We start from the raw sequence: 2,034 nt of genomic DNA, 5'->3' as shown, positions 1-2,034 counted from the left end.
CTGGCCGCGCTCCTCGGGAGTCATGCCGCCGTCACCGGTGGTGGTGCTGGTGCCAGCGATGGTGGCGCCCCGGCCCAAGGCTTCCTTGGCGTTGGCCGACAGCGCGCCGAAGCTCATGCCGGCGATGGTGACCGGGATCTTCAGGTGGATCGGCTTCTTGGCGAAGCGGTTGCCCAGCACCACATCGGTGCCGCATTTCTCGCGGTAGCCCTCGAGCGGGTAGCGCGACACGCTGGCGCCCAGCAGCAACAGGTCGTCGAAGTGCGGGACGCGGCGCTTGGTGCCGCCGCCGCGGATGTCATAGATGCCGGTCTCGGCGGCGCGCTGGATTTCCTGGATGGTCAGGCGATCGAAGGTGGCGGACTCACGCAGCACCGGTGGGGTTTTCTCGCTCATGTGCAGTTCCTCGGATTCGGGGGCGGTTCAGTACGCCGACGCGTTGTCGACCTTGAAGTTGTAGAGCTCGCGGGCCGAGCCGTAGCGCTTGAAGGCAGCCGGGTCTTCGTCGAAGCCGGCGCGGTTGAGCAGTTCCTTGAGCTCCTCAAGGTGCTCGCCGCGCATTTCTTTCTCGATGCAGTCCGAGCCGAGCGACTGCACCGTGCCCTTCACGTAGATGCGCACCTCGTAGAGCGAGTCGCCCAGGGCATCGCCGGCATCGCCGCAAACTACTAGACGCCCGGCCTGGCCCATGAAGCAGCTCATGTGGCCGATGCTGCCGCCGACGACGATGTCGACGCCCTTCATCGAAATGCCGCAACGCGCCCCGGCATCGCCTTCGATCACCAGCAACCCGCCATGGGCAGTGGCGCCGGCGGCCTGGGAGGCGCTGCCCTTGATGCGCACCGCGCCCGACATCATGTTCTCGGCCACGCCCACGCCGGCGTTGCCGTGCACGGTGACGCTGGCGTGCTGGTTCATGCCGGCGCAGTAGTAGCCCGCATGGCCCTGGATATCCACGGACACCGCCTGGTTGATGCCCACGGCCAGGTTATGCTTGCCGTCGGGATGAGTGACCAGCCACTCGCGGTCCTGCATTTCGCCATGCAGGGCCTGGTTGAGGTCGCGCACCGAGGCGCTGGAAAGGTCGATGGTCTTCATGAAATTCTCCAGTAGTTCGGTCGGCAGGTCAGGCGCTTTCGCGCTCCCAGACGTACAGGGTGGCGGGCTGGGGTTCCCAGACCTTGGCCTTGTCGATGCCCGGCAGGCCAGCCAGGGCCTGGTATTCCGAGGCCATGGCCACGTAGTCGTCAGTCTCGGCGAGCACCGCAGGCTTGCAGGCGATCGGGTCGCGGATCACGGCAAAGCCGTTGCGGGTACCGATGGCGAAGGTGAAGAAGCCATCGAGGTCTTCCAGCGCGCCGTCCAGGGCTTTGGCCAGGGTGTCGCCCTGCTGCAGGCGCCAGGTGAGGTAGCCGGCGGCCACTTCGGTGTCGTTGTCGGTCTCGAAGGTGATGCCTTCGCGCTTGAGCTCCTGGCGCAGGCGGAAGTGGTTGGACAGCGAGCCGTTGTGCACCAGGCACAGGTCGGCGCCGGTGGAAAACGGATGGCTGCCTTCCATGGTCACGGCGCTCTCGGTGGCCATGCGGGTATGGCCGATGATATGGCTGCCTTTCATGCCCGCCAGGCCGAAGCGCTGGGAAATTTCGGCGGGCAGGCCCATGCCCTTGAGGATCTCGATGCTCTGGCCGGCGCTCATGATGCGCACGCCCGGTGCCAGCTCGGCCAGCGCTGCGCGGGCGGCGGCCTCGTCGCAATGGGCCTTGAGGACGGCGGCGCTGGCGTTCTGGAACCAGTCCAGCGAGCAGCCCAGACGGGCTTCCAGCGCGCCCATCAGCTCGCTCCAGGGATACGCGGCGTCGGTCGCCTGCAGGGTCAGCTTGACCCAGCCATCGGCCACCTCATCGCCATAGATGGCAAAGCCGGCACTGTCCGGGCCGCGGTCGGTCATGGCCTGGAGCATGGGTTCGAAGAGCGCGCCCAACTGGCTTTCCAGCGCCGGGTTCTTCAGGTACAGACCTACGATTCCACACATGG

Annotated in this window: 3 protein-coding genes; all 3 read right to left on the bottom strand. The window is 66.6% G+C overall.

The window, feature by feature from the left end; genetic code table 11:
• The coding region (locus tag VJS90_RS13355; RefSeq protein ID WP_324122125.1) for a glutamate synthase-related protein at positions 1–396 on the bottom strand (396 nt) is incomplete at its 3' end.
• A 27-nt stretch (positions 397–423) separates the two neighbouring features.
• A complete protein-coding gene (locus VJS90_RS13350) occupies positions 424–1,098 on the bottom strand; it encodes a protein glxC (protein WP_324122124.1) in 675 nt (224 codons plus the stop codon).
• Positions 1,099–1,126: 28 nt separating this feature from the next.
• Positions 1,127–2,032: a glutamine amidotransferase family protein gene (locus tag VJS90_RS13345; RefSeq protein WP_324122123.1), complete on the bottom strand. Its 906-nt coding sequence runs from the start codon at positions 2,030–2,032 to the stop codon at positions 1,127–1,129.
• Positions 2,033–2,034 lie beyond the last annotated feature (2 nt).

This window comes from Pseudomonas sp., from assembly GCF_035277045.1.
In the GTDB taxonomy this organism is placed as follows: Bacteria; Pseudomonadota; Gammaproteobacteria; order Pseudomonadales; family Pseudomonadaceae; genus Aquipseudomonas.
The sequence above is the reverse complement of the archived record's forward strand: the minus strand, read 5'-3'. Positions and strand labels throughout refer to the sequence as shown.

What these genes read in the sequence shown, in the direction of transcription:
- VJS90_RS13345 (WP_324122123.1), bottom strand. Translation starts at nt 2,032, where the DNA reads ATGTGTGGAATCGTAGGTCTGTACCTGAAGAACCCGGCGCTGGAAAGC.
- VJS90_RS13350 (WP_324122124.1), bottom strand. Translation starts at nt 1,098, where the DNA reads ATGAAGACCATCGACCTTTCCAGCGCCTCGGTGCGCGACCTCAACCAG.